This window comes from Enterococcus sp. DIV1314a, assembly GCF_051713805.1.
Lineage (GTDB): Bacteria > Bacillota > Bacilli > Lactobacillales > Enterococcaceae > Enterococcus_I > Enterococcus_I aquimarinus.
Window position 1 is genome coordinate 529,654 of record NZ_JBIOQP010000001.1, and the last position, 26,698, is coordinate 556,351.

Annotated in this window: 25 protein-coding genes, 1 pseudogene and 2 other annotated features; of the genes and pseudogenes, 4 read left to right on the plus strand and 22 right to left on the minus strand. The window is 39.7% G+C overall.

What is annotated here, in order from left to right; all coding sequences use genetic code 11:
* Nucleotides 1-2,247, minus strand: a complete 2,247-nt coding sequence (gene metE, locus IGI68_RS02505; protein WP_438730187.1) for a 5-methyltetrahydropteroyltriglutamate--homocysteine S-methyltransferase — start codon at nt 2,245-2,247, stop codon at nt 1-3.
* Nucleotides 2,248-2,380: 133 nt separating this feature from the next.
* On the opposite strand from metE, the gene IGI68_RS02510 reads away from it, so the two are divergent.
* Nucleotides 2,381-3,310: a LysR family transcriptional regulator gene (locus IGI68_RS02510; protein WP_438730190.1), complete on the plus strand. Its 930-nt coding sequence runs from the start codon at nt 2,381-2,383 to the stop codon at nt 3,308-3,310.
* Between the two features lie 33 nt (nt 3,311-3,343).
* Here the strand turns inward: IGI68_RS02510 and trpA are convergent, their stop codons facing one another.
* The 12 genes from trpA to IGI68_RS02570 form a co-directional block, all read right to left on the minus strand.
* Complete coding sequence (gene trpA / locus IGI68_RS02515; RefSeq protein WP_438730193.1) at nt 3,344-4,123, minus strand: tryptophan synthase subunit alpha; 780 nt, start codon at nt 4,121-4,123, stop codon at nt 3,344-3,346.
* Entirely contained in the window at nt 4,113-5,315 is a 1,203-nt protein-coding gene (gene trpB, locus IGI68_RS02520) for a tryptophan synthase subunit beta (RefSeq protein ID WP_438730196.1), read from the minus strand. Before trpB ends, trpA begins: the two co-directional genes overlap by 11 nt.
* A 2-nt stretch (nt 5,316-5,317) precedes the next feature.
* Nucleotides 5,318-5,941, minus strand: a complete 624-nt coding sequence (locus IGI68_RS02525; RefSeq protein ID WP_273230791.1) for a phosphoribosylanthranilate isomerase — start codon at nt 5,939-5,941, stop codon at nt 5,318-5,320.
* Nucleotides 5,938-6,696 carry an indole-3-glycerol phosphate synthase TrpC gene (trpC, locus tag IGI68_RS02530; RefSeq protein WP_438730199.1) on the minus strand — a complete coding sequence of 253 codons (759 nt, stop codon included), beginning with the start codon at nt 6,694-6,696 and terminating at the stop codon, nt 5,938-5,940. The genes IGI68_RS02525 and trpC overlap by 4 nt, the downstream gene beginning before the upstream one ends.
* 11 nt (nt 6,697-6,707) lie before the next feature.
* Nucleotides 6,708-7,712: an anthranilate phosphoribosyltransferase gene (trpD, locus tag IGI68_RS02535; protein ID WP_438730202.1), complete on the minus strand. Its 1,005-nt coding sequence runs from the start codon at nt 7,710-7,712 to the stop codon at nt 6,708-6,710.
* Nucleotides 7,709-8,278 carry an anthranilate synthase component II gene (locus IGI68_RS02540; RefSeq protein WP_438730206.1) on the minus strand — a complete coding sequence of 190 codons (570 nt, stop codon included), beginning with the start codon at nt 8,276-8,278 and terminating at the stop codon, nt 7,709-7,711. Before IGI68_RS02540 ends, trpD begins: the two co-directional genes overlap by 4 nt.
* Nucleotides 8,275-9,663 (minus strand): anthranilate synthase component I, encoded by a 1,389-nt coding sequence (gene trpE / locus IGI68_RS02545; protein ID WP_273230798.1) that lies wholly within the window; start codon nt 9,661-9,663, stop codon nt 8,275-8,277. The genes IGI68_RS02540 and trpE overlap by 4 nt, the downstream gene beginning before the upstream one ends.
* 60 nt (nt 9,664-9,723) lie before the next feature.
* Nucleotides 9,724-9,964, minus strand: a binding site (T-box leader).
* A gap of 53 nt (nt 9,965-10,017) precedes the next feature.
* Nucleotides 10,018-10,251, minus strand: a binding site (T-box leader).
* A 77-nt stretch (nt 10,252-10,328) separates the two neighbouring features.
* Nucleotides 10,329-11,318 carry an LLM class flavin-dependent oxidoreductase gene (locus IGI68_RS02550; RefSeq protein ID WP_438730210.1) on the minus strand — a complete coding sequence of 330 codons (990 nt, stop codon included), beginning with the start codon at nt 11,316-11,318 and terminating at the stop codon, nt 10,329-10,331.
* Between the two features lie 26 nt (nt 11,319-11,344).
* Nucleotides 11,345-11,506 (minus strand): hypothetical protein, encoded by a 162-nt coding sequence (locus IGI68_RS02555; protein WP_169818087.1) that lies wholly within the window; start codon nt 11,504-11,506, stop codon nt 11,345-11,347.
* Between the two features lie 1,285 nt (nt 11,507-12,791).
* Complete coding sequence (locus IGI68_RS02560) at nt 12,792-13,763, minus strand: diaminopimelate dehydrogenase (protein WP_273232181.1); 972 nt, start codon at nt 13,761-13,763, stop codon at nt 12,792-12,794.
* 203 nt (nt 13,764-13,966) lie between these two features.
* Entirely contained in the window at nt 13,967-14,437 is a 471-nt protein-coding gene (locus tag IGI68_RS02565; protein ID WP_273232186.1) for a DUF1456 family protein, read from the minus strand.
* 77 nt (nt 14,438-14,514) lie between these two features.
* Nucleotides 14,515-15,354, minus strand: coding sequence for an alpha/beta hydrolase (locus IGI68_RS02570; protein WP_438730215.1), 840 nt, complete (start codon nt 15,352-15,354; stop codon nt 14,515-14,517).
* Between the two features lie 195 nt (nt 15,355-15,549).
* Here IGI68_RS02570 and IGI68_RS02575 point away from each other — a divergent pair, with 195 nt between their 5' ends.
* Both IGI68_RS02575 and IGI68_RS02580 read left to right on the plus strand, forming a co-directional pair.
* The gene (locus IGI68_RS02575; RefSeq protein ID WP_438730218.1) at nt 15,550-17,202 is read left to right on the plus strand and encodes a phosphoenolpyruvate carboxykinase (ATP); all 1,653 of its coding nucleotides are present in this window, start codon (nt 15,550-15,552) and stop codon (nt 17,200-17,202) included.
* A gap of 139 nt (nt 17,203-17,341) precedes the next feature.
* A complete protein-coding gene (locus IGI68_RS02580) occupies nt 17,342-18,049 on the plus strand; it encodes a pseudouridine synthase (RefSeq protein ID WP_071874350.1) in 708 nt (235 codons plus the stop codon).
* A 124-nt stretch (nt 18,050-18,173) separates the two neighbouring features.
* Here the strand turns inward: IGI68_RS02580 and IGI68_RS02585 are convergent.
* Both IGI68_RS02585 and truA read right to left on the minus strand, forming a co-directional pair.
* A pseudogene (locus tag IGI68_RS02585) lies at nt 18,174-18,953 on the minus strand (family 1 glycosylhydrolase); the annotation flags it as partial.
* Between the two features lie 362 nt (nt 18,954-19,315).
* Nucleotides 19,316-20,071: a tRNA pseudouridine(38-40) synthase TruA gene (gene truA / locus IGI68_RS02590; RefSeq protein ID WP_438730222.1), complete on the minus strand. Its 756-nt coding sequence runs from the start codon at nt 20,069-20,071 to the stop codon at nt 19,316-19,318.
* Nucleotides 20,072-20,322: 251 nt separating this feature from the next.
* Here truA and IGI68_RS02595 point away from each other — a divergent pair, with 251 nt between their 5' ends.
* Nucleotides 20,323-20,469: a hypothetical protein gene (locus IGI68_RS02595; RefSeq protein WP_169818086.1), complete on the plus strand. Its 147-nt coding sequence runs from the start codon at nt 20,323-20,325 to the stop codon at nt 20,467-20,469.
* A 486-nt stretch (nt 20,470-20,955) separates the two neighbouring features.
* On the opposite strand, the gene IGI68_RS02600 is transcribed toward IGI68_RS02595, so the two are convergent.
* From IGI68_RS02600 to IGI68_RS02630, 7 genes are all read right to left on the minus strand, one after another.
* Nucleotides 20,956-21,726: an ABC transporter permease gene (locus IGI68_RS02600; protein ID WP_071874348.1), complete on the minus strand. Its 771-nt coding sequence runs from the start codon at nt 21,724-21,726 to the stop codon at nt 20,956-20,958.
* Nucleotides 21,719-22,654, minus strand: a complete 936-nt coding sequence (locus tag IGI68_RS02605; protein WP_438730227.1) for an ABC transporter ATP-binding protein — start codon at nt 22,652-22,654, stop codon at nt 21,719-21,721. The genes IGI68_RS02600 and IGI68_RS02605 overlap by 8 nt, the downstream gene beginning before the upstream one ends.
* A gap of 339 nt (nt 22,655-22,993) precedes the next feature.
* Complete coding sequence (locus IGI68_RS02610) at nt 22,994-23,464, minus strand: GNAT family N-acetyltransferase (protein WP_438730230.1); 471 nt, start codon at nt 23,462-23,464, stop codon at nt 22,994-22,996.
* Between the two features lie 86 nt (nt 23,465-23,550).
* Nucleotides 23,551-23,907, minus strand: coding sequence for a hypothetical protein (locus IGI68_RS02615; protein ID WP_438730232.1), 357 nt, complete (start codon nt 23,905-23,907; stop codon nt 23,551-23,553).
* A gap of 53 nt (nt 23,908-23,960) precedes the next feature.
* Nucleotides 23,961-25,079 carry an IS200/IS605 family element RNA-guided endonuclease TnpB gene (tnpB, locus tag IGI68_RS02620; protein ID WP_438730235.1) on the minus strand — a complete coding sequence of 373 codons (1,119 nt, stop codon included), beginning with the start codon at nt 25,077-25,079 and terminating at the stop codon, nt 23,961-23,963.
* 25 nt (nt 25,080-25,104) lie between these two features.
* Nucleotides 25,105-25,506 (minus strand): IS200/IS605 family transposase, encoded by a 402-nt coding sequence (tnpA, locus tag IGI68_RS02625; RefSeq protein ID WP_438729833.1) that lies wholly within the window; start codon nt 25,504-25,506, stop codon nt 25,105-25,107.
* Between the two features lie 499 nt (nt 25,507-26,005).
* Nucleotides 26,006-26,689 carry a hypothetical protein gene (locus tag IGI68_RS02630; protein WP_438730237.1) on the minus strand — a complete coding sequence of 228 codons (684 nt, stop codon included), beginning with the start codon at nt 26,687-26,689 and terminating at the stop codon, nt 26,006-26,008.
* Nucleotides 26,690-26,698: the final 9 nt, after the last annotated feature.

Genomic DNA, 26,698 nt, shown 5'->3' on the forward strand with positions numbered 1-26,698 from the left:
CTACAGCTCCTTTCTAATTTCTTTCACCGCTTCCGTCATGTTGGCTAAACTTGCCCGGGTTTCTGGCACTCCACGAGTTTTTAAGCCACAGTCTGGATTAATCCAAACTTTTTCTAATGGTACTTTCGTTAAAATCGTCTCAATGGTTTGCGTAATCTCTTCCACCGATGGTACTCGCGGTGAGTGAATATCATAAACGCCTGGTCCGACTTGGGTTTTAAAGTTTTGGCGTTGTAATTCATCAAGAATCGATAAATTGGAACGTGAAGCTTCAAAAGAAATCACATCGGCATCCATTTGATCAATCGCTGAAATAATATCCGTGAACTCGCTATAACACATATGCGTATGGATTTGCGTCTTCGCTTGGACTTTATTATGAACTAAGCGAAATGCGGGAATAGCCCACTCTAAATATTCCTCATACCAATCGGTTTTTCTAAGTGGTAATTTTTCACGTAACGCCGCTTCATCAATTTGAATCATTTGAATGCCATTTGCTTCTAAATCAAGGACTTCTTCTTGAATCGCAAACGCAATTTGCAAGGTAGACTCTCTTAAAGAAATATCTTCTCGAGGGAACGACCAGTTTAAGATTGTTACCGGTCCTGTCAGCATCCCTTTGACAATTTTATCGGTCTGACTTTGCGCATATTGCGACCATTTGACAGTAATAGCTTGTTCCCGTACGACATCCCCCCAAATGATTGGCGGCTTCACTCCACGAGTCCCATAAGATTGTACCCAACCATTTTGACTAAATAAGTAACCCGATAAGTTTTGACCGAAGTATTCCACCATGTCATTGCGCTCAAATTCTCCATGGACTAAGACATCTAAACCAATCGATGTTTGCCACGCTAACCAGTCGTCAATCTGGGCTGCGATATAATTATCGTAAGCTTCTTGGGTGATTTCTTGGCGAGTAAATTTCGCACGGGTTTGTTTAACCTCTTTCGTTTGTGGGAAAGAACCAATCGTCGTTGTCGGTAAAACAGGTAGGTTAAATTGTGCTTTTTGTAAAACTTCACGCTCAACAAAAGCTGGCGTACGAGTGAAATCTTGTTCTGTTAAGTTTGCAATTTTTTGACTTAATGTTTTATTTTTTACAAATCGTTCTTTCGTGAATAAGGCTTGGTTAGCTGTTAATTCATTTTGCCCATTACCAGCCAGAATCGCACTTAATTCCAAAAGTTCTGTTAATTTTTCTTTTGCAAAAGAAAAATGCTCTTTAATTTCAGCTGGAAAGGTTTCATTTTCTGTTGTAAAAGGCACATGAAGTAAGGAGCATGACGTCGATAACACCACATTTTCCACGTCTAATTCGGTTAATAGATCCAATGTTGTTTGATAGTTATTGCGCCAAATATTTTTCCCGTTGACCACTCCTGCAACTAAGATTTTGTCTTTAGGAAATCCTTTTTGAACAAATGCTTTATTTTGAATCCCTTCAATAAAATCTAAACCAATTCCAGCAAAAGGAAGTGCAATGAGTGTCTCGTAAATATCACGAACATCGCCAAAATAAGTTTGCAATAAGACTTTGATAGTCTCGTCAGCTAACAAACTTTGATAAATCCCTTCAAATTCAGCAATTTCATCCGGCGTTAAATCTTTGACTAAAGCCGGTTCATCTAGTTGAATCCACTCAGCTCCTAGCGTTGTTAAGCGATTGAGGACTGCTTTGTATGCTACAACGAAAGCCTCGATAACCGTTTGGCGATTCACCCCTTCATCCAGTTCACTGAGATGCAGTAAGGAATAAGGACCTAAAATCACAGGTCTCGTTTCGATTCCTAACTCTTTTGCTTCCACATACTCATCGAAGATTTTTGTGCCGACTAATTGAATGTCTGTGTTTATTTCAATTTTTGGTGCAATGTAATGATAGTTCGTATTAAACCATTTTTTCATCGGTCGTGCTTTGATGTCGCCCTTTTCGCCTTGGTAGCCACGCGCCAAAGCAAAATATTTATCTAAATCGGATAATTCAATCGTCGCTAAGTCTTCAGGGACTAAATTCAGTAAAAAGGCGGTATCCAATGTCGTATCATAAAATGAAAAGTCATTACTTGGAATCGTATCAACTCCACTGTCTTTTATTAAGTTCCAATGTTTTTGTCGTAAGCTTTTTCCAAACGCTTCTAATTCTTCTGCGTTCATTTCATGACGGAAATATTTTTCAGTCGTATATTTTAATTCACGTTGTTCGCCGATTCTTGGAAAACCGATAATCGTTGTTGTCATAAGTTATTCCCCCTTGAGTTATTAGGTAATAATCTATCACGCTTTTTGATTTCCCGATAATTGTAAAAAACAGGACCTGGATATAGCTTTAAACTATATCTTCTGCTATAGTATGAAAAAAAGGAGGGTTTTCATGCGCTTAGAACAGTTACTCTACTTAGAAAAAATTGTCGAAAAAGGTTCCATTAATGAAGCAGCCAAAGAATTATTTTTAACGCAACCAAGTATTTCCAATGCCATTAAAGAACTTGAAAGTGAAATGGGCGTCCAGCTTCTCTTACGCAATCCACGAGGCGTCACCTTAACCGAAGAAGGACGGGAATTCTTAGCTTATAGTCGACAAATCCTTGATCAAGTCAATTTATTAGAAGAAAAATATAAAAATAAACAAGTGCGTAAACAAGCATTTTCCGTTTCTGCCCAACATTATGCATTCGTTGTGCATGCCTTCGTCGAACTCATTCATAGTGTGGATACCGATGAATATAGCTTTACGTTACGAGAAACAGAAACTGAAAATATTTTTAATGACTTAACTAGTTTTCGGAGTGAACTCGGCATTTTGTATTTAAATTCCTTTAACAAACAAGTGATGACCAAACTCTTTAAAGAAAAAAATCTCGTCTTTACGCCCCTTTTTGATGCGAAACCCCATGTTTTTGTCAGTCGCGACAATCCTTTAACACAAAAAAAATCCCTGACATTAGAAGATCTGGAAGACTATCCTTATCTTTCCTATGAGCAAGGAGAAAATAATTCCTTCTACTTTTCAGAAGAAATTTTAAGCACGTTAGTTCGTAAAATGAACGTCCAAGTCAGCGACCGTGCAACGATTTTTAATTTAATGGTGGGACTGAATGGGTATACGATTAGTTCCGGTATTATTAGTAGTGAGTTAAATGACGATAAAATTGTCGCCATCCCTTTAGAATACGATGATACGATTACGCTCGGTTGGTTGACACAAAAACAAAAAGAGCTCAGTCCGATTGCGCGGTCGTATTTAACGATGTTGAAGAATCATATTAAAGGCTTTGGGTTTGAGATCTATGGGGAGGAATAAAAAAAGCGAACCACAAATCGTTCGCTTTTTTTGCTATTCATTCTTCCCCGTCAGTTCTGCCACCAGTCTACCTGTTGCCTCCACGCCCTCTTCGGCTAAAGAAGCAACGAGTTTTGAGCCCACAATTGTCCCATCGCAAAATTCATTAAATCGTTGCACTTGCTCGCGCGTTGAAACGCCAAAGCCTGCTAGAACAGGAATGGAACTCATTTGCGTAATAAAGGCTAAGTGTTCATTTAACGAATCCCGATACGTTTGACCAATGCCGGTTGTCCCATTGACTGTCACGGCATAAATAAAGCCTTCACCAACCTCGACTAATTTTTGCATCCGTTCTTTCGTACTTGTTAAGGTCACTAACTGAATCAAAGCGATATCTGTCTGCGCTAGTTTCGGCAAAATTAGTTCGCGATGTTCATAAGGGACATCAGGGATAATCAACCCTTTCACATCGGTCTTCTCTAAATCAACCAACAACTTTTCTAACCCGTAATGAAAAAATGAATTCGCGTAGCCCATTAAAACAATTGGAACCGGCGAATGGATGACTTGTAACTTTTCAATAATTTTTTTGAACGTAACGTTATGCTTAAAGGCTTCTAACGCGGCCTTTTGGATAATCGGACCGTCCGCCACAGGATCAGAAAAAGGAATCCCAAGTTCGATTGCCGTGGCACCATTTTCAGCTAACGTCTTGATTTCGTCTTCTAATCGTTCCAGTCCATTTCCCCCAGCCACAATATACGGCACAAAAATTTTCTGTCCGGCTGCTTTTTTTTCTTGTAAATAAACGGTTAAACTTTTATCGACCATTCGTCTCGGCCTCCATTTTTTCTTTTATTTGTTGAACATCCTTATCACCACGTCCAGAAAGGCAGACTACGATAATTTGCTCTTTATCCATCGTTGGTGCGAGTTTGGTTACCTTCGCTAAAGCATGAGAACTTTCCAAAGCAGGAATAATGCCTTCGGTTTGCGACAGTAGATGGAACGCTTCTAAGGCTTCCTCATCGGTCACTGCCACATACTCTGCTCGTTTGACTTGTGCTAAATAAGAATGTTCGGGTCCGACACCGGGATAATCAAGTCCTGCTGAAATCGAATACGGTTCAATGACTTGCCCGTCCTCATCTTGTAGTAAATGCATACGAGCCCCGTGGAGTACGCCAACTTCTCCTTTTGTCATCGTCGCCGCATGTTCAGCCGTTTCTACACCCATTCCACCGGCTTCGACACCAATTAAGCGAACCGATTCGTCATTGATAAAAGGATAAAAGAGACCAATCGCGTTACTACCGCCCCCAATACAAGCCATCGCAACGTCTGGTAAACGGCCTTCTTTTGCTAGAATTTGTTGGCGGGCTTCTTTGCCAATCACGCTTTGAAAATCCCGAACCATTTCAGGAAATGGATGAGGTCCTAGCGCGGATCCTAAAATATAATGCGTATCTTCCACATTGGCGACCCAGTAACGCAAGGCTTCATTGACCGCATCCTTTAACGTGTTATTTCCCGCAGTCACACTTTCGACTTTTGAACCAAGTAATTCCATCCGAAAGACATTCAAAGCTTGGCGTTTGACATCCAGCGCGCCCATAAAAATCGTACATTCCATACCGAATAAAGCCGCAGCAGTAGCGGTCGCAACCCCGTGTTGTCCCGCACCTGTTTCAGCAATAATTTTCTTTTTCCCCATTTTCTTTGCCAGCAACACTTGACCTAACGCATTATTGATTTTATGGGCTCCGGTATGATTTAAATCTTCTCTTTTTAGATAAATTTTAGCCCCTCCGAGTTTTTTTGTTAATTGTTCGGCAAAATAAAGGGGTGTTTCTCTTCCGACATAATCGCTTAAGTAAGCGGCTAATTCTTTTTGAAACGCTTCGTCTTCTTTTGAGGCTTCGTAAGCGGCCGTCAATTCTTTTAAGGCAAACATGAGTGTTTCAGGAACAAATTGTCCGCCAAAATCACCGTAAAAGCCTTTTTCATCTGGTTGTTGATACATCTTTATTGCTCCTTCACTGCCTTGATAAAGGCTTTTATTTTCGTTACATCTTTCACGCCATCTGTTTCCACACTGCTTGAGACATCAACTGCAAAGGGTTCAAAGAATTGAATCGCTTCTGTCACATTGGCTTGGGTTAATCCTCCGGCAATAAAAAATGGTTTTTTCTTTAATTGTTTTTGACTTTCTGAACTGATTTTTTGCCAATCGAAAGTCTTGCCGTTGCCCCCTGCATAGGTTTCATTCGTAATCGGGGCATCCAGTAGGTAAAAATCAGCGGTACTACTAGCGAGTAAGGAGGGGAGTTCAGGACTTTGACCATCGAAACTTTGAATCACAGGGATAGAGATGCGCGACACGATTTCTGGGAACAACTCTCCATGAATTTGGACCAAATCAAGTTTTGCAACCCGAATGACTGCTTCCAGTTCCTTCAAACTTGGCGAAACAAATACACCCACTATCTTGACTTTCTCGGGTACATTTCGGGTGATGGCTCGAACTTTCTCAGGTGTGATGTTTCGTTTGCTTTTGGCAAAAACAAAGCCCAGGTAATCTGCCCCCGCCTGAACCGTTTCATCGACCGTGACTTGATCCATTAAGCCACAAATTTTCACCTTCGTCATACGCGACTCACTTGTAGCGCTTGTGCTACTTCTTTCGCCTTTTCAGCGCGCATTAGCGTTTCTCCGACTAACACTGCGTCATAGGCTTTGGCTACTCGGGCTACATCATCCGCGGTTTTAAATCCTGATTCGCTAATATATAAAATTTCGCTTGGTTCTGGGGCTAACGTTTCACTTGTTGCAATTGAAACGTCAAAAGTTTTTAAACTCCGATTATTGACCCCAATGATTGTTGCGCCTAACGCTTGAGCAATCGCTAATTCCTCCCCGTCATGCGTCTCAACTAAGACTTCTAAATCGAGCGCTCGCGCTGCACGATACAGTTCAGTTAATTTTTCTTTTGTTAACGCCGCTACAATTAATAAAATCATGCTTGCTCCAGCATTCTTCGCACGAATCAGCTGCTTTTGTTCAATAATAAAATCTTTACAAAGCAAAGGAACATCGACCACTTCACTGACCGATTTCAAATCTTCGATGCTTCCTTTGAAAAAGACTTCATCGGTCAAAACGGAAATTCCGCTCACACCGGCTGTTTGATACTTCTTCGCCTGTGCTAAAATATCGATTTCGGTATTAATATTCCCTTTTGATGGAGAGGCTCGTTTAATTTCACCGAGTAAATGGACTTTTTCTGGATTCTTTTTAACCGTTTCATAAAATGAAGGTCGTGTCTTCACTTGCTTTACTTCTTCTAACGGCATGTTTTCTACTTCAATTGCTTTTTCAGCAAGGATTTTCTCTAAAAAATTCATGCGACTTCCTCCTATTTTTGCGCTTGGATAAGGGCTTCTAATTTATTCAACGCCGCTCCCGTAGCTAGGCATTCTCTGGCTAGAGTAAAACCATCAGCGAGACTCGTTACTTTGCCATTCGCATAAAAGCCCAAGCCGGCATTTAACACGACCGTCTCTAGATAAGGAGAGGGTTGGTTTTTTAAGACATTGCGTAAAATTTCAGCGTTTTCTTTGGGACTCCCACCGGTAATGGCACTCATCGGGGTTGGGCTAAAGCCATATTCTTCTGGTACTAATTTAAATTCGTGTACTTGACCGTTTCGGAGCATCGCGCACTGCGTTGTACCCGATAAATTAGCTTCGTCCATCCCACCTGCACCATGAATGACGATTGCTTGTTTACGTCCTAAATTTCCTAACGTTAAGGCCGTCTCGACTAGAGTTTCTCCTGCGTAAGTGCCCATCAATTGGGTTTCTAATGGTACGGGATTAATCAGCGGACCAATTAAATTAAAAATAGTCGGTGTTGCCAATTCCTGCCGAATTTTCATGACGGCTCTCATGCTCGGATGCATAGCTGGAGCAAACAAAAATGCAATCCCAACCTGATTGAGTAGCGCGCCTAGTTCTTCTGGTGTCGCGTCTAAACGAATCCCTAATACTTCTAACGTATCTGCACTTCCTGAACGACTAGAAATACTACGATTGCCATGTTTGGCCATCACAATGCCACCTGCTGCTAAGACAAAAGCCGCTGTCGTTGAAATGTTAAAACTGTTGGAGTGATCGCCACCCGTTCCACAATTATCCATGGAATTGAGGGGAGCGTTCGTAATCGTTACCGCGTTTTTTTGCATGACTTGCGCTAACGCTGAAAGTTCGGCAACATTGACGCCGTTATACTTTAAAGCAACAAGGAATGCGCCTAATTGACCTTCAGACAGTTGGCCATTAAAAATCGTTTCTGCTATCGCGGCCATTTCCTCAAATGATAAGTGTTCGCCTCTATATAATTGTTCAAATATTTTTTTCATTGACTCTCCTCCACAATCTCGATAAATCGCTGAATGAACGCTTGGCCCTTTGGTGTTCCTAATGATTCGGGATGAAATTGTAATCCAAACACCGGAAATTCTTTGTGTTGAATCGCCATAATTGCATCTGGGGTCTCTGCAACTTGTTCTAGTACTTCGTGTGGAAACGTCTTTGGATCAATCACTAAAGAATGATAACGCATAACTTGTAATTCGCCCTCTAACGCCTGGAAGACTCCCATCGGACGATACGTCACCAGCGATTGTTTGCCGTGCATGATGTTCGCAGCTTTCGTAATCGTTCCCCCAAAGACTTCCCCAATCGCTTGATGGCCTAAACAAATCCCTAAAATCGGAGTTGTTTGATAAAATCTTTCGATGATTGCTTTTAGAAAACCCGCCTCTGTTGGACGGCCAGGTCCGGCCGATAAGACAATCCCGCGAGCCTCTTTTGCGACTTCGAATAACGTCGGATCATCATTTCTTAGGACGATGATTGGTTGGTCTTTAAATTGCTGCACTAAATTAAAGGTAAACGAATCATAATTATCTACGACTAAAATCATTTCTTTCCCACCTCCAAGAGGGCTTTGGCTTTTTGTAACGTCTCAAAATATTCAGAAGTCGGATCGGAATCATAGACGATTCCGGCTCCTGCTTGTACGTACGCCATTTGGTCTTTTAAAACGAGAGTCCGAATCCCAATCGCAAAATCCGCTTGATTGTCTTGCGAAAAATACCCGACTGCCCCCGCATATACCCCTCGACGAACCGGTTCCCATTGATAAATGCGCGTCATTGCGCGAATTTTTGGCGCTCCACTCACGGTTCCTGCTGGCAACGTCGCTTTTAAGGCGTCCATTGCACTTAAACCTTTTTTCAACCGACCTTCAACGAGAGAGACAATATGCATCACATAACGATATTTTTCAATCACCATATAAAGCGGCACCGTCACACTCCCAATCTCAGCAATTTGACCGATATCGTTTCGACCTAAATCAATCAACATCAAATGCTCTGCTCGTTCTTTTTCATCATTTAATAATTCTTCTGCCAAACGATTATCTTCTGCTTTAGTGGCGCCCCGTTTTCTGGTCCCGGCAATCGGATTCGTCGAGACTTTCTCTCCTTTGACTTGTACGAGACTTTCTGGTGACGTCCCAATGACTTTGGTGGTTTCGTTAAAATCTAAATAATATAAGTAGGCAGAAGGATTCGACAAGCGTAATTTCCGGTAATAATCAAAAGGACTTTGTTTAAAATGAGCTCGTAGGCGTTGGGAAGGCACGACTTGGAAGAGATCGCCTGCTGTGATTAAGGCCTTGGCTTCTTGAACGACCGCTTCAAACGCTTCTTGCGTGAAATTACTCGTAAAATGTAAGGTTTCATCGGCTAACGGTGCTTGTTCTTTGGGCGTTGGCGTCCCTAATTCTCTAGCTAACATTTCGAGTTGACTCTCTAACTCCGCTTCACCACAATCACTATATGTATTCTCAACGACCAAGGTCATTTCTTCTGTCTGATGATCAAAAATCACGAAGCGTTCAAACAATAATAAATCGAGTGCTGGAATCGCTAGTTCATCGGGTGGCAATGTTCCAATGTCTTCATAACAAGCAATCACATCATAGCCCACGTAGCCAATCGCCCCTCCTTGAAAAGGTAAGTCTTCAAGTAACGTTGTCTCTTTTAAGACATATCGTTCAATTTCCTTCAACGGATCGGTTGTCTGATACGTTTTGCTCGTACCAGTTAATTGATTGCTAACTATAAAAGTCCCTTCTTGATATTGCAGTTCTAACACAGGATCATAGGCAATAATCGAATAGCGACTCGTTTCTTTTTCCCGAGGGATACTTTCTAGTAAACATTTATTTTTTCCTCGAATTCGTAAAAAAGCCGAAACTGGCGTGACACAATCCCCATTCATTTTTTTGATTTTCCTCATCTGTACACACTCCCTCAATGTAATAAAAAAAGCCCTCAAACACATGCTTAAAAGCATCTGTTTGAGGGCGAAAATACGCGGTACCACCTCAATTCATAACAACCAAAAGGCTCTTATGATCTCTATCGACTGTCTATCAACAATCTTTCTCTATAACGGGAGTTCCCGGAAATCCCCTACTTTTCTTTCAAGGATTCTTCTACTAAGCCCATTCACCAAAGCGGATGTATCTGCTTCTCACCAAACGCAGACTCTCTACAACATCGCATTCTTTGACTACTTTTCTTAGTTATGATTTCTTTCTATTATTATTGAAAAAAAAAAACACCCTCAACCATGCTAAATATCCGCATGGTTGAGGGCGATGAATTCACGGTGCCACCTCAATGAATGAAAGTTTCTCTCTCATTTTCTCTCTCAAGTATCACATAATACTCTTCCTCGTTAACGGGAGTTCCCGGAAAAAACCTACTATTTTCAGTCTTTCAGCACAAAAGTCCATTTCGCTCTATTGACTTACCGATTCTCACCACCATCAGCTCTCTGCAAAGTCTATCTAAAGTTACTTCTCTTTTGTATCGCTTTTTATTTGATTTGAAATCATATTACATGAGAATAAAATGAAAGTCAACGATAAAGATTCATTTAATTTTAATGTAAGGAACTTATGAGAGCAAACCAAATTCTTTTGCCAAGGACTGATACGTCTTTAAGCGAGACGTTCTCGAATAATGAATCGCTACAATCATCGCTTCTTGAATACCATATTTTTGTTCATTTTGTCTTAAGGTTTCAGCCACTTCTTTCGTTGTACCGACTATCATCCGACGACGATTGGCTTCTATACGCATTTTATCCATCTCACTGTAAGATCGACTTAAAGCTTCTTCCGGAGAGACTAGCGGACCTGAAATTCCTTTTTCGATATTCAAAAACATTAAATCCAAACTAGCCGCTTCAAATTCAGCTTCTTCTTTCGAATCTGCCGTAATCGTCGCATAGCCCACATTCATTTGGGGTTTTTCCATAAAATATGAAGGTGTGAAATGGTGACGATACTGTTCAAAAATGGTCGTCTCCAATTGTCCACCGATAAAGTGTGCATAAGAATACCCCATTCCTAATTCGGCAGCTTGGCGAGCACTATTCCCACTCGACCCAAGTAACCACGTTTCCGGTAAAGAGGATGCGATTGGGCCGGCAAACGCTTGAGTATTCGGATGCTTTTGATTCATGTATTGCAATGTTTCTTCGATTTTTTCATAGATATTGTCTAGTTCGGGTCTTTTCCCTTGAGACAACGCCAACATTGCACCGTAATCGCCCCCAGGAGCTCGACCAATTCCCAGATCAATCCGATGCGGATGCAACGTCGCTAACGTATTAAAAACTTCCGCAACTTTATATGGCGCATAATGCATTAACATGACGCCACCTGTCCCGACACGAATATTTTTGGTAACAGAAGCAATATGAGCGACGACGATTTCAGGGGCGGTACTTGCCAGACCACGACTCGAATGATGTTCGGAATACCAAATCCGGTGATACCCTAATTCATCTACTGCTTTTGCCAAGGCCACTGTTTGAGCGAGTGCTTGCTCAGCAGTCTCACCTTTTGCAATAATCCCTTGGTCTAATACACTTAATTTCATCAAGCAAACATCCTTTCTATATTCTATTAGTAAAAATCTTTCTCTTTTTTATAGTAATATGCCAAACTAACTAAATAAAATACTCCTAAAATAATAGACAACCACTTTTTTTCAGTGCTGTAAGGTAAAAGATAGAGTACTATAAACAAAGGAATTACTATAGCGGTTACTTTCCCAGACTTTTTCATTTTTATCCACCCCAATATGTTTCATTGATAGTATTAATAAGTTTGGTTCTCTTACTATCAGAATAATAATTTACTTTTGTTCATTGTCCATTTATAGCTTCATATCCAACAAGTGTTTTAGCTACTATGTTTCTAAGATTCGAAACTGACCAGATATGATCTTTAAGTAATTGACCTACATCATATAGTGCTAAGTCAATTTTTACAAGACTCCCCGGAATTAGAGCAATCATACTTACTACCATAAATTCTATAATTCTAGTTACCTTTGTGCCAAGACATGCCTTATCTCTAGTACAAGAACTGTACGTAAAATTAGCGTATCCTAATTTTTGGTAGTTTTCTATGGTACTAGGAATCTCACAATAAAATCTGCTGAAGAGCTCTCCTAGTAAGTGAGATATCTCTTATAAGGCTATTTGATTAGATAAAATTTCTTCATATAGATTATTTGCATATAATACAGATACCTGTCTGGTTGGTAAAATTAATGATGACAACATAATCACGAACAACCTTATTGTTGTAATCATTTTATTCGTGATTACATTTGAATTCCTTCTTTCTACCACTTTATTTTTTTAGCGTATTAATCTTAACACAAAGAGATTGTTTATGATCAATTTCACCCTGAATGGTCAAATATACTTTTATAGCTTCAGAAAACACCAGACAAATGTGCAGTTTAGCAATCTGATTGTATCCTTCAAAAGTCCTCTAAGGTAACACAGTACACGACCATTTTTTACTAACCGAATGAAAATTGGCTGTATAACTTTTAGTGTTGATGACTAAAATTCGTATTATTCCTCAACATTTTTTTCGGATAGATTAGTTTTTTTGATGATAGACTCATCGCTTAAACATTATCTTTTATCATTTCTTTCATTGTTTGACGAAATAGACATCAAAAAGAGTTGAAATACTAGCGGACCTGAGAAAAACGTCCTGTGTCAGCTGCGTCAAAAGACGAAATGTGAATTACTCTAGGTTTGTGCTTTCGAGCTGCACGTCACGCAGAAGCCTGATACTGTATCCGTAACTCGCTTCGCTCGAACGGCTTTACGCAACTACAGGCTCGATGCGGTCTCGCAGCCCCCACACAAGGCGATTTTTCATAGGGTAGCGCGAAATGTCATCCACATTATTTGGTGAAGAGCCTGAAAATTTCAAAAAAACCAATCAATCGTTCTAACGCTTGAAATTTTAACCTTTCTTTAAATACAAAAAAACGACAATCCCCTTTTAATTAAATTTGGAGGATTGCCATTTTTATAGGTGCTTTTTACAATAACTCTTTACGAAGTGTTTCCACATCGATTGGTGATAAATATTTTGGTGCAATGTCTAAGACGGTAAAGGCACCAAATTGTTTTTCGTTTGCTAAGCGAACAGCCGCTCTGGCATACGCTACTAAGACACTCGCAGTAAACTCAGGATTACTTTCCAAATCTAAACGATATTCAATGACTTGTTTCGTATTCTCATGCGTAGTTCCAGTATGTAACACGGTCCCACCATGAGGAGCTGCTTTATGATCACGATTCAGTTCTTCTTGAGAAATAAAATGAACCGTTGTGTCGTAATCCGAAAAGTAGTTGGGCATCGTCACGATTTCTTCCGTAATTTTTTCCTCATCGGCGCCTTCTTCTAAGACCACAAAACATTCACGTAAATGTTTATCACGCGTGGTTAAGGTTAGTTTTTCGCCGGCTTTTAATCGTTCAATGATTTCCTTATTTGGAATGGTATATTGCGTCGCATCTGCAATTCCCTCAATTCTTCTTAACGCATCTGAGTGGCCCTGGCTCACGCCTTTCCCCCAAAATGTATAGGTTTCGCCTTGTGGTAAAATCGCTTGCGCATATAAACGGTTTAAACTAAATAAACCTGGGTCCCAACCAGTGGAAATCACTGATACTGTGTGATTTTCTTTTGCCACTTGATCGACTGCCGCAAAATGTTCTGGTATTTTCGCGTGTGTATCAAAACTATCGACCGTATTAAAGTGTTGCGTGATTTCTGGTGTCTGAACGGGTAAATCTGTTGCGGAACCACCGCATAAGATACAGACATCAATCTCATTTTTTTTCGCTACTAAGTCCTGCATATGATAAGCTGTTGCACCGTCTGTTTCAACGGTTTCCGGTGCTCTTCTTGTAAACACACCGACTAACTCCATATCTGGGTTTTGTTTCAGCGAACGCTCAACGCCACGTCCTAAATTTCCGTAACCGACAATTGCAACTTTTATCATGGTATCACTCCTTTTTATTTATAGTAAAAGTATACTACAGGAGAGCGAAAAAAATAAATGTAAAGTAGGAATATCTGCATTTTTTTCAGTAAATAAAATAAATTTTTCCAACAAAACGCAAAGAGCGCTAAAAAAGTAGAAACTCTACCTTTCTAGCACTCTTTCCTTGCTTCTTGAAATCCTAAAGAATGAAGATATTACGATTAGTCACGATAACGCAGCATTAAGCCCTTTAAGAAATTACGTGCATAACGATCTCCACACGGTTTGTAGTTGCGATGTCCCTCTTTGCGTAAAATAGCACTCAACTCACCTTTAGAGACTCGAACTCCTGCTTCATCTAGCAGATTCAACATATCATCACTTGTCAAAGAGAGTGCGATTTTCAATTTTTTCAGCAATAAATTGTTGGCATTTCCTTTGTGCAGTTCAAAAATCGGCTCTTCGTTGCCTTCGCGAGGACCACGTTGCGAAATAATCATCCCGTTTAAGAAGCGTTCAAAATTCTCATCGGTTAATTCCATCTCGTAATTTTCTTCATCTTTCTTCTTCAACATCTCGCGTACTTCTTCTTTTGTGACAGTCACGCCACCAAATTCGAAAATTTTAATCATATCAATATCTCGAATATCCAGTGCGTAGCGCAAACGCGTTAAGCGGTCATTATGGTTCATCATTTACACCTTCCATTTCTCATTCACCGTATTATACCAAACTTTTTAGCTAATGACATGAATGGAGGCAACTATTCTTATGATTCTCCTGTCACATTCCCGCTGTTGAGTCTTGCTTTTTTTTCATCCAGTGGTAACCAGTCTAAGAAGCGTTTTAAATACGTATCCCAAAAATCCCAGTCATGGCCACCCTTATCTTCAATATAGGTCAGAGGGACTGCACGACTCGTTAAAAATTCATGGAAATTTCGAACAGAATCTAGTAAAAAGTCTTCTGTTCCAATTGATAAATAAATTGGAGGGATTGCTTGTTTTTGACGTATTAATTCATCGACTAAAAATTCGTAATCTTTGTCACTATTTTTGATCGTTTTGATGCCGCCAAACACATGATCATAAAAACCAGGATTAAATAAACCGCTTCCGGCAGTCGCTGGTTCTTCGGATAGTAGTTGATCTAAAAAGACCGCTGGCGAAAAAGCACCGATACGACTAAATGTTTCGTGATATTTCAAGCCATTCACCAATGCACCATAGCCTCCCATTGAAAGCCCTGCGATAAACGTGTCTTCTTTTTTGTGAGAAAGTGGAAACAGGTTACGGGTGAATTCGACCAGTTCTTCTGCAATAAAACGACCATAGAACTCCCCATTTTGGGGTTTATCGACATAAAATTGATTTTCGCCTGATGGCATAATGACAGCTAAATTATTGTCTTCGGCCCATCGTTGAATCCGCGTTCCTGAAATATAATCGGTATGATTTCCTAAGGCGCCATGGAGTAAATACAAGGTTTTTAAGCGACCTTGAGTGGTCCCATCTGCTTTTGAAGAGACATTTTCGACAGGAATAATGGCTGTGAAAGTAACCGTTCTAACTAATGTTTTCGAAACAAAATTCACTTCAACTAATGACATATTCTTTCCTACTTTCTTTTTATGAGTAGTCCTCGCCAGCATTTCATGGAACGAAAGAATCACTACGAGCTAGGCGAAGTTGTTGATATTCTTATTATACACGATAATCGAAAGGGTTCTCAAACGTGATTTCCATTGATTTATGCTAAAATAAAGAAAATAATGTGGTTTTTTTAAGAAAGCGAGGTGCGAAAAATGAGTACCATCAAGCAATTTAATCGAACAGCGATTAAAAAGAATCATCCCCTCTTATCCAGTATCAAGTCAATCATCGAAACTGCTTTTTATGGAAATAATGTGATGCCGATTTCGTTAGTAAGTGACGCCTATCACTTAGCCCGGAAAAGTCCAAGTGTGATTGTGACCGATTTACCGGTTGAAGGAGCACTGGCCTTAGACTTGCCCGAAGATGCGAAGATCCTGGTCCATAATGATGGCGCGATCGTGGGGCGGACAGCTGCCGCCAGACGAGTGATTGGGCAACCGGGAGTCGATGAAAAAAAGTATAGCGCTCTTTTACGCGAAGCCATTTTTGAAGGGACAAAAAAACACTTTTATCGCGGGGATGTCGTCGTTGGTTTGAATGAAAATTTTATGGTGGCGGCACATCTTTTAGTTCCTATCGGTTATGAAGCAAATTTTTATGCTTACTTATTGAATTTTCAACCGTTCAATGCAATATACCAACAGCGTTATCAACAGTCCCAACCATACAACGAGAATGATTTATATGTTTATTGCGATCCAGATTGGCGCCATCCTGATTATCCACTCGGTCTGACGTTATTTGATTCTACGAGAAACGTCGCTGCAATTTTAGGATTACGTTATTTCGGGGAACTCAAAAAAGCGACCTTGACATTAGCTTGGGCCACGGCTCATCGCAATGGCTATCTTGCATGCCACGGTGGTGTAAAACAATTTCAACTCGCAAATAAAACCTATACAATGGCTACTTACGGACTTTCTGGTTCAGGAAAATCAACGATTACGTTAGCTTCTCATGGGCAAAAGTATCACGTTACAGTACTCCATGACGATGCATTTATCATTGATCAAGAAACCGGTGCAACCACGGCATTGGAACCTACCTATTTTGATAAAACGCAAGACTACCCGATGGATAGCGAACAGGTAAAATACTTGCTGACTTGTCAAAACGTTGGTGTCACGTTAGATGAGAATCATCAAAAAGTACTCGTTACCGAGGATATTCGGAACAATAATGGCCGCGCGATGAAATCACGCTTTGCGACACCCAATCGGGTCGATCATTTGACACAATCGCTCGACGCCGTTTATTGGATTATGAAAGACGAGAGCCTCCCACCTGTTATTCGTATTGACGATCCCATGTTAGCTGCGGTTTTTGGTGCGACTTTAGCAACGCAACGCTCAAGTGCTGAAAATGTCGCCGACCATGTTGATTTACAAGCACTAGTCATTGAACCTTTTGCCAATCCTTTCCGCTGCTATCCGTTAGCAGAAGATTATCTTCATTTTAAACAGCTCTTTACTAAGCAAAAAACAACTTGCTATATCCTAAACACTGGCGCCTTCAACGGTTATAATATCCCTCCAAATGTAACGCTCGAAATGATTGAAAAAATCATCAATGAAACAGCCGTCTTCACTCCTTTTGGACCAGTGAAGGGCCTAAGTTATTCGCCAGTACCTTGGTATCAACCTGATTTTGATTCACCTGTCTATCGCCAACAGCTTATCACCGCGATGAAACGGCGCCTCGCTTTCATCCAAGAAATGAATACCAAAAATAATGGCTATGACGCTTTACCAGAAGAAACCATGGTAAGAATTCAACAAATTCTTTTAGAACTAACAACCTAAAATAAAACAAAGATGAAAATACTCAATAAAAAAATAAGCAAAGTCTTCATTCATTTTTTCACTATTTTTACTCTTGATTTCCCTTTGAGATTCAGTATAGTTAGGAGGACAACTAATTCTGAAATAAAGGAAGTGACGTATGCGAATTAATAAATATATTAGTGAAGCAGGTAAAGCATCACGGCGCGGGGCGGATAAATTAATTAACGAAGGCCGCGTATTGATTAATGGAAAGAAAGCAACGATTGGAAGCCAAGTCGAGCCTGGAGACCAGGTACTCGTCGATGGAGCCGAGCTATACGTTGCGCGAAATAATGTCTACATCGCACTTAACAAACCGGTTGGGATTACAAGTACGACTGAAAAAAACGTACGTGGGAATATTGCAGACTTAGTCAATCATACACCGCGTGTTTATAATATTGGACGTTTAGACAAGGACTCTGAAGGGTTAATTTTACTCACAAACGATGGCGATATTGTCAATGAGATTCTACGTCCTGAAGGTCGACACGAAAAAGAGTATGTCGTTTCCGTTGATCGTCCGATTACCCCTGACTTTCTAAAAGCGATGGCCAGTGGTGTGAAGATTTTAGGCACAACGACCTTACCATGTGAAGTCGAGCAATTATCAAAATACGACTTCAAAATCATCCTCACTCAAGGCTTAAACCGTCAAATTCGCCGAATGTGTGAAGAACTGGGATACAACGTCTACCGTCTACAACGGTTGCGCATTATGAACATCCAATTAGGGAACTTACCCGTTGGACAATGGCGTTATTTATCAAAGAAAGAAAAAGAAGCACTGTTTAGAGAATTAAACTACGAACCTAGAGAGTGGTAAACCAAAAAAAACATTCAGAAGAACACGTGAATCCGTGTTTCTCCTGAATGTTTTTTTTGGTTTTATAACTCTTCACCGTTGCTTGCGATAACTTTTTTGTACCAATCAAATGTTTTTTTCTTCGTTTGCGATCTGCTTTCTTCGCAGCCCATACATCTTCTGGTTTACAGCTGCAAGCATAATTGGTTCCAGCAGCTAACATACAACCCACTTGATTTTCTGGGTCTACTTCATGCGCGATTTTCGTCGCAATCGCACTTGCTAATAATTCGTGGTCGGCAGCTTGATATTTTACTTGTTCTTTATTATCATCCTCTTCAAAGTACAACCCTGCACCCATGAATGGTGCATGTAAAATCATGTTGATTTCATTAAATGTTAACCAATATTTGACTAGTCCTTTATAACGATTAAAGATCACACGACAAAGGTTTTCATAAAAGCCAACTAGCTTACGATTACGCCATGCGCCATATTGCTTCACCAAGTTCATTGGACAATCAAAGTGTGTAATCGTTACGAGTGGTTCAATCCCATATTTACGACATTCAAGAAAAATATTCTCGTAAAATGCTAACCCTTCTTCATTCGGTTCTTGTTCATCCCCATTAGGAAAAATACGGCTCCAAGCAATTGAAAGACGGTACGTATTAAAGCCCATCTCGCCGAACAAAGCAATATCCTCTTTGTAACGATGATACATATCGATTCCTTCCTTTGCAGGGTAATAATGTTCTTCGTCAAACGTAAACATTTTCTTTTCTCTTGTAATGACAGGGAAGCGATCCTTTCCAGTTGGCGCTAAATCGACGTTCGCTAATCCGCGGCCATCTTAATCATACCCACCTTCACATTGATTGGCAGCTGTTGCGCCACCCCATAAAAAATCTTTTCTAAATCCCATTTATTATTCTCCTCTCAAACGACTGTTTAATCATTTAACTTGACGAATTGCCAAGCAACTTCTCATTCTCTCTTTTAAAAAATCCGATCGATCATTTCAACTTTCGAGTTGTATCGTTTACGATGCATTCCTCCTCCTTCCTTATCGTGGATAAAAAAACCTAAATTGACGAAAGCTCCACTAAAACCTGAAGCAACGTCGCTCCTGTTTTAACTGACCTTTTATCAATTTAGGTTTTGCCTGCCGAACAGTCACAATCCTTTTAAACTTGAATTTAATATTACATAAGAACGAATTGATGTAAACATTAACTTTTGAGGTAAAAAAAACCGACTCTCTATCAAAGAAAATCGGCTATCCTCTCATTTGATGGATTCGTTATAATACACTTCATCTAAAAATAGTCCTTGCGCGGGTACCGTCATGCCGGCATCTGCTCTGACTTTTTTAGCGAATACTTCATCAATCGCGCTTAATGGTAATTTACCTGCTCCGATTTCTAAAATGGTGCCCATCATAATGCGAACCATGTTGTACAAGAAACCTTCGCCCACAAACGTAAAGTGTAATAAATCGTCTTCGCGGTCAATCGCAATTTCGTCAATTGTGCGGACAGTTGATTTTTTTGATTTTTTCAGGGATGAAAAACCAATGAAATCATGCGTCCCAATTAGTTTTTGGCAGGCTTGTTGCATTTTTTCCATATCCAAATCTTCTGGATAATAAAAACTATGGAATCCTTCAAAAGCGGATGGAATCATGTTATCCCAAACGTAGTAACTATATTTTTTCGCTTTTGCATTGTAACGTGCGTGGAAACGATCGGGTACTTCTTCGACTTTTTTTGCGATAATATCCCGCGGTAAATAACGATTTAGCAGCTCAGTCATCTTCGCTAATGACATCTCGTTTTCTGTTTTAAAGTTGGCCACTTGTCCTCGCGCGTGGGCGCCTGCATCTGTACGACCCGAACCAATGATTTCAATCTCATCTTCTTCTAAGATCTGTTTTAAGACTCCTTCGATTTTCCCTTGGATCGTTTTGTCAGAATCCCCAAGTCTTTGCCAACCCAAGTAACGGCGACCATCGTATTCAATCGTTAATTTAATATTTCTCATTCTGTGATATCTCCTCTTATTTTCAACATGTCGTGCTAAACTGTACAACAAAAAAAATCTTATATTCTCGCTACTCGAACCTTCTTGCTTACTCATTCATTGTAACAAGAATCATATAAATTAACAATTACGACTCCCGCTATTTGTCATGAAATCTTCATCCGATACATTTATTTGATGCATAATAAAGAAATAAGAACGTGGATTATCACTCATTCGCACTCATCACGATTAAAGGAGGACACGCATTCATGATTGAAAATAATCGTGCCATTCGAATCAGCTTTCATTTCATTGAATACATCGTTACTGTTTTTTTAGCACTCGTCGTTTATCAAGCTTTATTCAAAACCATTTTAACGAAGCAAATTCACTTTTTCTTTTATATCCTCTATTAGGCGTTTAGTGCGTATGTTGTTTTATTTTTTGGTTGTATAACTTTCTAGTGTTGATAACTGATGTCCGTATCTTTCTCCAACACTTTATTTAGGATAGTTTATTATTAGCGATGACGGGATTATCATTAAACTATTTTCTTTTATCATTTCTTTCAAATATTGACAAAATAAGCACCAAAAAGATATTAGACACTAGCGGATCGCAGAAAAACGATTTGTGTCAGCTGCGTCAAAAGACGAAATGTGAATTACTCTAGGTTTGTGCTTGAGCACTTACCTAGAGTTTGAAGCTTTCGAGCTGAGAGACTACAGGCTCGATGCGGTCTCGCAGCTCCTCACACAAGGCGATTTTTCGTAGGGGAGCGCGAGATTCCATCAACACCATTTAGTGAAGAGCCTATTTTTTTTACAATCTTTTCTACGTTAATACTAGAAAAAGTTTCGTTTAATAGGTAATAGGACAAAAAAGAGTTCTTCGTTACAAGGTTAACTTCTTAATCCACGACCACGTTCGATTAATTGCCAACAAATCGTATAAAGAACGACAATAAAACCAATCAAGATTGTCATGGAACTAATAATTGAAACATCCGTTATTCCTAAAAAGCCATACCGAAAACCTGAAATCATGTAAACAATTGGATTGATTTTGGAAACAGCTTGCCAAAAAGGCGGTAACATCGAGATTGCATAAAAGACGCCACCTAAATAAGTTAATGGTTGCAAGACAAAAGTCGGAACGATTGAGACATCATCATAACTTTGAGCAAAGACGCCATTTAATAAACCAGCGAGTGAAAATAAAATGCCTGTCATCAATAATGTCGCAACAACAATGCCCCACGAATAGACATTCAGCGGCACGAAGAACAATGAGATGACCGTAACTAACGTACCTACTAAGATACTCCGGCCTAAACCGCCAATCACAAAGCCCCAGATGATCACATGCGTTGGGACAGGAGCAATCAATAATTCTTCAATATTTTTTTGGAACTTTTGTGAGAAGAAAGAGGATGCGACATTCGAATACGAACTTGTAATGACAGACATCATAATCAAGCCTGGCACGATAAATTCCATATACGAAAAGCCGTCCATTTCACCAATTCGACCCCCAATTAAATTGCCAAAGATCACGAAATACATGGACGTTGTGATGACTGGTGGTACTAACGTTTGGACCCAAATCCGTAAATAACGATTGGTTTCCTTAATTGCTAAACTTTTTAATGCAGTAAAATAAAGATTAAACATGACTAGCCCCCACTTGCTCTTTCTCTTCTGTAATTTTCAAAAATAACTCTTCTAAACGATTTGATTTATTACGCATGGACAATACTTTTATGCCCTGGGCAGTCAATTGGTCAAAAATCGCATTGATCCCTTGATCGCGTTCAACCTCTACTACCAACGTCAACTCATCTTCTAAATAAGAAGGATAACCGGTAATGACCGGTGCCACTTTGGGTAGTGCTAAATCAAAAATGAACGTTTCGTATTGTAATTTTGCGAGTAATTTCTTCATACTTGTATTCTCAATCATTCGACCTGATTGAATAATTCCGATATTACGGCATAACATTTCTGCTTCTTCTAAATAATGAGTTGTTAAGATAATCGTCGTGCCGTGTTCATTTAATTCTCGTAAGAATTCCCACATGTCACGGCGTAATTCGATGTCGACTCCGGCAGTCGGTTCATCTAAAATTAATAGCTTCGGTTCATGCATCAACGCACGTGCAATCATCAGACGACGCTTCATCCCACCTGATAACATCCTTGCGCGGACATGGCGTTTTTCCCACAGATTCGATTGTTTCAAATATTTCTCACTCCGCTTGAGTGCTTCTTTCCTTGGAACACCGTAATAGCCTGCTTGGTTCACCACAATTTGTTCGACCGTTTCAAAAGGGTTAAAGTTAAACTCTTGTGGAACTAGCCCAATTTGTTGTTTGGCTTGAACCAATTGCGTATCAATGTCATAACCAAAAACTTTCACTTGACCTGCTGTTTTGTTCACGAGCGAGGTCACAATGCCAATGGTGGTAGACTTTCCTGCGCCGTTTGGGCCTAAAAGGGCATAGAAGTCCCCTTCTTCGACTGTTAAATCAATCCCTTTTAAGGCTTCCATTCCCGTCGCGTAAACTTTTTTTAAATCGGTTATTTCGAGTGCATGGGTCATTTCATTCGTATCTCCTTTTTCAATAGCATTCCTGTCATTTCTCCTTTTCAATCATAAAGGATAGCGCCTTTTGATACAAGCATCGCGCCTGATAATCATCGTTATCTCTTCAAAATCTTTGCTGCCCCTCACCCTCTTACAATCATCAAAAAATGAAACAAGCAGTGACAAAAGTCGTAGCCTGTTTCATTTATACAAATATTTCGTGGGTATTTAGACAACATTAGATGATTCTTTCGAAACACTTCGCTACAAGCTCGCAATTAAAAGAATCAAGTGTGAGCCTGTAGCGCCGCTAACTTCTAAGAATAACACGACTTTTACCATCCCTGATATTGCTTACAAGCGTTTCAGATACCACCTATCACACGCGTAGTGAGGTGTTTCAACGAGTGGTGAGGATAAGGCAATAAAGCCGTTTTTTTGATAAAATTGATTCGCAGCTTCCATATTGCTAAAAGTCTCCAGATAACACTCCTCATAATACTGTTTGGCAAATGTGAGCGCGATTCCGAGTAATTGACTGGCAATTCCCGTCCCTCTGGCTTCTTTGAAAGCATACATTTTTTGTAATTCGCACACATTCGGTTTGCTTTCAACAGGACCGATTCCGCATCCTGCAACAATCTCGCCTGCCATCTCCACTACCCAATAGCACGATTTTTCTGGTTGATAAACTTCTGAGAACACACCTAATTGTGGATCTGACCAAGCACAGCCTTCTTTATTAGCCTCAAATTCGATTAAACATGTCCGAATGAGGTGCTCGACTGCTTGGTTATCTTTTTCTTGTATTTCTCGAATGAGCATCTCTTTCACCTCATCTTTTATTTTCTTAGTGCCCCCTCAAAAGTAGGCGTGATGGCTACACGTTGAAAAATACTGCTTCATCATTCTTATTCGTATTCGGCAAATAATTGTTGAATGATGGGATACGACGCCTTTAAACGTTCCGTTGATTGAGGAATATCCCATGGTTGCCACTCATACGTTACCAAGCTTTTTGGTGGTGCTTGTCCTTCAAAATAAACTCCAATGCCAATCCCTTTAATCACTTCATCTACTTTTTCATTCGCCGAAATAAAATCTCCTAGGAATTTCTTTTGACTTGGATCTGTCGCACCAATCAATAACCATGGTAACCGAATTTCAAGCGTATCACCTTGCCAATGATAATCGGTTAAAGAATCGAAATCGGCAGCAGTCGGATCAGACGTTCCTTCACGCAATAGTCCTGTTTCTTGACACTCCACACGACTAAAGTCGTCGGATTCTTAGGTAGTACGCCCTAACGGACGCAAATTGACTAAGCGATCCCCGAAAGTCCTTCGGTTTTAATATTTATGCTTGCATTAATATCTCTGTCATGAATTGTTCCACAATTTGAGCATACCCATTCACGAATATTTAGCTCTTTCTTACCGTCATTCTGACCACAAGAAGAACAAAGTTGTGAACTTGGGAAAAATCGGTCAACTTTAACTAAAGTACGACCTTTCCATGCACATTTATAGTCTAATTGTCGAACGAATTCACTCCAAGATACATCTGAAATTGACTTCGCTAATTTATGATTTTTAACCAACCCTTTTACATTCAAATCTTCAATACAAATGATTTGGTTCTCATCAGTAAGTCGTGAAGATAGTTTATGTAAAAAATCAGTACGTTGGTTGGCAATTTTCTCATGGATACGCGCAACTTTTACTTTTTGTTTTTGGTAGTTGCGACACTCATCTAATTTTCGATTGTGTTTTTTCGCAACTTCCAAACGCTTGGAAAGTTTTCGTTGTTCGCGTATTAACCGTTGTTCAAGAGAGCGATAGAATCGGTTATTATCGATTTTTTCTCCTGCGGATGTGATACAGAAATGAGTTAAGCCCAAATCTAATCCAATGTTATTTGCTACGGGTTCTTGTTGGAAATTCTCAGCATCAACTAAGAATGTCGCAAAATATTTCCCTGATTTAGTTTGACTGATCGTCACGTTCATTAATTTCCCTTTGAAACGCAATTCTTCTGCCATCTTGACCCAACCAACTTTAGAAACATAGAAGTATCGTCCGTTGACTTTCATGCCTACGGCAGTTCGATAGGATTTCTTTGAATATTTTTTACTCTTGAATTTAGGAAATCCGAATTTAGAGTTGAACGTATTTTTGTACGCTTTATTCAAATCCATATTTACTTGGCTTAGAGGTTGTGCTTCAACTTCTTTTAACCAAGAAAATTCTTCTTGCTTTTTCAGTCCAGCATAGGTCAGTTTGTTTTCAATATATTCAGGATTTTCTTTTTTCATCTTGTCATTCGTAATCCGTTGGTCAAGTAAAAAATTCCAGTAGAACCGAACACAACCAAAGGTTTTTTGAAATTGAATTTCCTGTCTTGAATCAGGGTAGATTCTGATTTTATGGGCTTTTTTCATTTCTGTACACCTCCTTAACGTAAACTCAATATCTTGTCCTTTGACTTTCTACATATCGTTTAATTGTTTCACTAGAAATATTCCCTGCTGTTGAAACAAAGTAAGATCGTGTCCAAACACTTGGCATTTTACTTAAATGTTCAAATGATTGTCGTAATTCTCTAGATGTTCTTCCCTTAATCACCTTCATGATATCCGCTGGTGAATAGGTAGGTTGAACATTTACAAAAAGATGACAATGATCTTTATCTGTCTCTATAGCCATGATTTCCCATTCATTTTCTTTACAGATTGAATGAACAAGTGATTTAAAACTAGCGTCTACTTCGGAATTGACAAATAGTTTCCGACGATATCTAGGACAAAAAACAAAATGATAGTTGAGTAACGATACAGTTGTCTTAGAATGTCTATATTCGTTATCCATGAGTTTATTATACATCAAAAAGTGTATTAATTAAAAATTATTATACACAAATAGCAACATTTTTTTGACTTTATCGTGTGGAGTTTGTTCACACAGGTTCGCGACTTCCCATGCAGTTCTCTGATGAACTTCTTACACTTTCATGCAGGCACAGACTATATCTTATCCTTCAACTTTACTTGTTAAGGCGAAACCACTTCCACATACTTGTGTGGACTTCCCTCAAGAGGAATAGTCGTTGAACCTTCCTATTTCTAGGCTTGGCTGCTGATGTTCGATTATGGGAACACTTAGGATTTAAGCTTATGCCATCTAACGAATTTTTTCTGTTTTCACCACGTTCACGCTTGGGTTTGATATCCCTACGTTGTCGTTTCGTTAGCTTTACGAGTTCCCAGCAATTCAGTTTCTTCATTGGACAATACGAGTGTTTGTATGGCCTCTAAATGCAAGTTTCTCTACATTCTTACAGTACGTCTACGGGCGAGAAAACCCACCATTAAAATAGTGGGTTTTCTCGCCCGCAAATTCTATAAAATGAAAACGGGATTTTCTTTTGACTATCGGGCAACGTCAACGCTTTATTTAAAACAAAATCAATCGTAGAAAATTGTCCACTATCTTTTTGCGGATTTGGCATCCGGTCGGGCATCAGTGACAATTTCTTCCCATACAGATAATTAAAATAGTCATAATAGACATCTTGCACGATCCGCGATTCGCCTTGTTGATTTAGTTTCACTAAATATTCAACCGGTGCGGGGAACTGATCGCCCGTCTCGCGATCTGAGGTATTCCCTTGGTTAGCCACTGTATCCAGTAGAATCCGGACATTTTCTTTTTCTAATTGCTTACTTTTAATCGTTAAATACAGATAGGTTTCATCGCTCTTGACATGCAAGGTAAGATCTTCTGTCGTCAACAGAGGCTCCTCTTCTTGCCACTCATCCGTCTTACCATCGATTTGGACGAGATTGCGATCAAATGAAAGAATCCCAAAACGTTGTTCGTTCGTTTGGACATTCGACCAATAAGGCCTTCTATCCGGATCATCATAATCAACCGTATTCCATGTTCGTTTAAACCATTCATCTTGCCAAGAAAAAATCAAACCGCCCATTAAATCTTCTGCCGACGAAACTCTAGTAAAAAGGATGTCAGCCCAAACATACCAATATAACATAAGGCGTTC

Coding starts and splice junctions, on each gene's coding strand:
- IGI68_RS02580 (WP_071874350.1), top strand. CDS start 17,342: ATGCGAATTAATAAATATATTAGTGAAGCAGGTAAAGCATCACGGCGC.
- IGI68_RS02610 (WP_438730230.1), bottom strand. CDS start 23,464: ATGCTCATTCGAGAAATACAAGAAAAAGATAACCAAGCAGTCGAGCAC.
- trpA (WP_438730193.1), bottom strand. CDS start 4,123: ATGGTCGATAAAAGTTTAACCGTTTATTTACAAGAAAAAAAAGCAGCC.
- metE (WP_438730187.1), bottom strand. CDS start 2,247: ATGACAACAACGATTATCGGTTTTCCAAGAATCGGCGAACAACGTGAA.
- IGI68_RS02595 (WP_169818086.1), top strand. CDS start 20,323: ATGATTGAAAATAATCGTGCCATTCGAATCAGCTTTCATTTCATTGAA.
- IGI68_RS02525 (WP_273230791.1), bottom strand. CDS start 5,941: ATGACGAAGGTGAAAATTTGTGGCTTAATGGATCAAGTCACGGTCGAT.
- IGI68_RS02565 (WP_273232186.1), bottom strand. CDS start 14,437: ATGAACCATAATGACCGCTTAACGCGTTTGCGCTACGCACTGGATATT.
- IGI68_RS02555 (WP_169818087.1), bottom strand. CDS start 11,506: ATGAAAAAGTCTGGGAAAGTAACCGCTATAGTAATTCCTTTGTTTATA.
- IGI68_RS02630 (WP_438730237.1), bottom strand. CDS start 26,689: ATGTTATATTGGTATGTTTGGGCTGACATCCTTTTTACTAGAGTTTCG.
- IGI68_RS02605 (WP_438730227.1), bottom strand. CDS start 22,654: ATGACCCATGCACTCGAAATAACCGATTTAAAAAAAGTTTACGCGACG.
- IGI68_RS02510 (WP_438730190.1), top strand. CDS start 2,381: ATGCGCTTAGAACAGTTACTCTACTTAGAAAAAATTGTCGAAAAAGGT.
- IGI68_RS02570 (WP_438730215.1), bottom strand. CDS start 15,354: ATGTCATTAGTTGAAGTGAATTTTGTTTCGAAAACATTAGTTAGAACG.
- trpE (WP_273230798.1), bottom strand. CDS start 9,663: ATGAGGAAAATCAAAAAAATGAATGGGGATTGTGTCACGCCAGTTTCG.
- trpC (WP_438730199.1), bottom strand. CDS start 6,696: ATGAATTTTTTAGAGAAAATCCTTGCTGAAAAAGCAATTGAAGTAGAA.
- tnpA (WP_438729833.1), bottom strand. CDS start 25,506: ATGGATAACGAATATAGACATTCTAAGACAACTGTATCGTTACTCAAC.
- IGI68_RS02560 (WP_273232181.1), bottom strand. CDS start 13,763: ATGATAAAAGTTGCAATTGTCGGTTACGGAAATTTAGGACGTGGCGTT.
- IGI68_RS02600 (WP_071874348.1), bottom strand. CDS start 21,726: ATGTTTAATCTTTATTTTACTGCATTAAAAAGTTTAGCAATTAAGGAA.
- trpB (WP_438730196.1), bottom strand. CDS start 5,315: ATGTATCAACAACCAGATGAAAAAGGCTTTTACGGTGATTTTGGCGGA.
- tnpB (WP_438730235.1), bottom strand. CDS start 25,079: ATGAAAAAAGCCCATAAAATCAGAATCTACCCTGATTCAAGACAGGAA.
- truA (WP_438730222.1), bottom strand. CDS start 20,071: ATGAGAAATATTAAATTAACGATTGAATACGATGGTCGCCGTTACTTG.
- trpD (WP_438730202.1), bottom strand. CDS start 7,712: ATGAAAAAAATATTTGAACAATTATATAGAGGCGAACACTTATCATTT.
- IGI68_RS02540 (WP_438730206.1), bottom strand. CDS start 8,278: ATGATTTTAGTCGTAGATAATTATGATTCGTTTACCTTTAATTTAGTG.
- IGI68_RS02550 (WP_438730210.1), bottom strand. CDS start 11,318: ATGAAATTAAGTGTATTAGACCAAGGGATTATTGCAAAAGGTGAGACT.
- IGI68_RS02575 (WP_438730218.1), top strand. CDS start 15,550: ATGAGTACCATCAAGCAATTTAATCGAACAGCGATTAAAAAGAATCAT.